Raw genomic sequence first — 3,235 nt, forward strand, 5'->3', positions numbered from 1 at the left:
GGCGGCGCAGGCGGCCGACATCACGTTGGCGCTGGGCACCGAGCCGTCCACGCTGGACCCGCAAACCGCCCAGGACGGTTCCGAGCGCGCGGTGTCGCGCAATATCTTCGAAACCCTGATCACCCGCACCGCCAAGGGCGAGCTGGTGCCGCAACTGGCCACCGAGCTGCCGCGCCAGACCGGCGCGGACACGTGGGAAGTGACCCTGCGCCCCAAGCTGACATTCAGCGACGGCAAGCCGCTGGACGCGGCCGCCGTGGCCGCCAGCATCAACCGCATCGTCGACCCCAAGACCGCGTCGCGCCAGCGGCCGTTCTTTCTGGGCATCAAGCGTGCCGAGGCGGTCGACGCCCTGACGGTGCGCGTGTTCACCAATGGCGCCGACCCCGCCTTGCCCGCGCGCCTGTCGTGGTTGACCATCGTGTCGCCCGCGGCCGCCGCCGACGGCAGCCTGGGCCAGAAGCCGGTGGGCAGCGGCCCGTACGTGTTGACGGAATGGGCCAAGGGCAACCGCATCGTGCTGTCCCGCAACCCGAACTACTGGAACCCGCAAGCGGTGGGCAATGTCGACCGCGCCACCTACCGTTTCGTGGCCGAGCCGGGCACGCGCCTATCCGGCCTGCGCGCCGGCGACTTCGACTTCATCACCAACGTGTTGCCCGAGGACACCAAGCGCGTCGCCCGCGCCGTGACCTTGCAAGGCACCGATCTGCCGTTCGTGTCGCTGAACGCGCTGAAGGGGTTGACCCGCGATGTGCGCGTGCGCCAGGCCTTGAACTACGCGGTGGACAAAGAAGCGCTGGCCAAGGACCTGTACGGCGGCTATGCGGCCGTGTCGCGGGGACAGCTGCTGGCGCCTGGCTGGTTCGGCTACGACGCCAGCATCCAGCCGTATCCGTATGACCCCGCGCGCGCCACCGAGCTGCTCAAGGCCGCGGGCGCCTACGGCAAGTCCATCGACCTGTACGCGCCGTCCGGCCGCTGGCTGAAAGACAAGGAACTGGCCGAAACCATCGCGGCCTACTGGGAGGCAGCCGGCCTGAAAGTGAATTTCCGCGTGCTGGCCTGGGCCGAATACCTGGAAGCGATCAACAAGAACCGCGTGCCCACCGAAGCGCAGATCAGCAGCAGCCATTCCAACCAGTTGTTGGACGCCGACCGCACCCTTAGCGCCTACTACGCCGATGGCGGCGTGGCCGCCGCCAACGATAACGCCGAGCTCAAGGGCCTGATCGACGCCGCCCGCCAGGAGGCCGACCCGGTCAAGCGCCAGGCGCTGTATACGCGTGCACTGAAGATTGGCCGCGACGAAGCGTATCTGGTGTTCCTGTTGGAAGGCGGCGAAATCTTCGGCTTGTCCAAGCGCATAGATTTCGCGCCGCGCGTGGACGGCCTGATTCCGCTGAAGGACATCCGTGTCACCCAGTAATCGCAGCGGGCGCGGCTTGCCGCGCTTCTTGTTGGGCCGCTTCACGCAGGGCTTGCTGGTAGTGTTCGGCGTAACCACGATCGTGTTCATCGTGACGCGGCTGGTGGGCGACCCCGTCCAGGCCATGTTGCCGGTGGACGCGTCCGCCGCCGACCGGGCCGTGCTGGCGCGCGCCCTGGGCATGGACGGGCCGATCTGGGCGCAGTATCTGCACTACCTGCGCGACATCGCCTCGTTCGACTTCGGCAACTCCATCTGGCAGCAGCGGCCCGCCATGGACATCGTGCTGGAACGCCTGCCCAACACGCTAACGCTATGCCTGGGTGCGCTGGGACTGTCCATCGTGGCCGGGGTGCCGCTGGGCATCGTGGCCGCGCTGCGCCCCGGGCAGTGGGCCGACCGCATTTCCGTGGTGTTGAGCCTGGGCGGCCTGTCATTGCCGCAGTTCTGGCTGGGGCTGCTGCTGATCCTGCTGTTCGCGGTGACCTTGAACTGGTTGCCGTCATCGGGCGCCGAGGCGCCGGGCAGCGCCATCCTGCCCATGCTGACGCTGGCCTTGCCCGCGCTGGGCCGCATCGCCATGATGCTGCGTTCCGCCCTGATCGACGAATTGAATTCCCTGTACGTGCGTACCGCCCGCGCCAAGGGGTTGCGGTCCGGCCGCATCGTACTGGTGCACGCGCTGCGCAATGCCGCCGTGCCCACCGTGGCCCTGCTGGGATGGGAATTTGCCGGCATGCTGGCCGGGCACACCGTCGTCGTTGAAACCGTGTTCGCGTGGCCCGGCCTGGGCCAGACCGCCATCCAGGCCATCGAGCGCCAGGACCTGGTCCTGTTGCAAGCCGTGGTCTTTTTCATTGCGTTCCTGATCGTGCTTATCAACTTCTGCCTGGACATTGCGTACCGGCTGCTAGACCCCAGGATTGCGGTATGAGCAGCGTTCCCGCCTGGATGGGCGATGTGCGGCCCACGCCCGACGCGCCGCGCGCACGCGGCTGGCAGGCGCTGTCCGATCGGCAGCGTGGTTGGGTGCTGGCGGCGGTCCTGCTGCTACTGCTGGCGCTGGTGGCCATCGTGCTGCCCTGGCTGGCGCCGTATGACCCCGCGGCCATCAAGCTGTCGGCGCGCCTGCGGCCCCCTGTGTGGGAAGCGCGCGGCACGGCCGCCAATCTGTTGGGCACCGACAACCTGGGCCGCGACGTCCTTAGCCGGATTCTGCACGGTGCACGGGTGTCTATCCTGATCGGCGCGGCGGTGGTGGCGGTATCCGCAGGCTTCGGCGTGCTGGTCGGCCTGGTTGCCGGGTTTGCAGGGGGCCGTGTGGACGCCGCCTTAATGCGCTGGGTCGATGTGCACGTGGCGTTTCCGGGCTTGCTGCTGTCGCTGGTGATACTGGTGATCCTCGGCCCCGGGCCGGGCACCGTGATCCTGGCGCTGGCCTTGAACGGCTGGATGGTCTACGCGCGCCAGATCCGCAGCGTGGTGCTGTCCGTGCGTCAACTGCCCTATATCGAAAGCGCCGAGATGATCGGCGCGCGCGCGGGCCGCATCCTGCTGCGCCACATCCTGCCCAACCTGGCCGCGCCGCTGATCACCTTGATGGTGCTGGAGTTTGCACGCGTGGTGCTGGCGGAAGCGGCGCTGTCGTTTTTGGGCGTCGGGGTGCAGCCGCCCGCGGTGTCGTGGGGCCTGGACGTGGCCAACGGCCGCAACTACCTGACCAGCGCGTGGTGGCTGGCTACGTTCCCTGGCCTGTCGATCGCGCTGACCGTGTTGATCGTGAACCTGGCCGCCCGCCGCTTGGGG

At 68.2% G+C, this 3,235-nt stretch carries 3 protein-coding genes; all 3 read left to right on the top strand.

What is annotated here, in order from left to right:
- On the top strand, positions 1-1,429 hold a 1,429-nt coding region (locus ACNPP0_RS07100; protein ID WP_448705435.1), incomplete at its 5' end, for an ABC transporter substrate-binding protein.
- The gene (locus ACNPP0_RS07105; RefSeq protein ID WP_332608235.1) at positions 1,416-2,363 is read left to right on the top strand and encodes an ABC transporter permease; all 948 of its coding nucleotides are present in this window, start codon (positions 1,416-1,418) and stop codon (positions 2,361-2,363) included. The genes ACNPP0_RS07100 and ACNPP0_RS07105, both read left to right, overlap by 14 nt.
- Positions 2,360-3,235, top strand: an 876-nt coding sequence (locus ACNPP0_RS07110) for an ABC transporter permease (protein ID WP_448705436.1), incomplete at its 3' end; no start/stop codon positions are given. The genes ACNPP0_RS07105 and ACNPP0_RS07110, both read left to right, overlap by 4 nt.

It is taken from the genome of Achromobacter semiaridum (assembly GCF_053543755.1).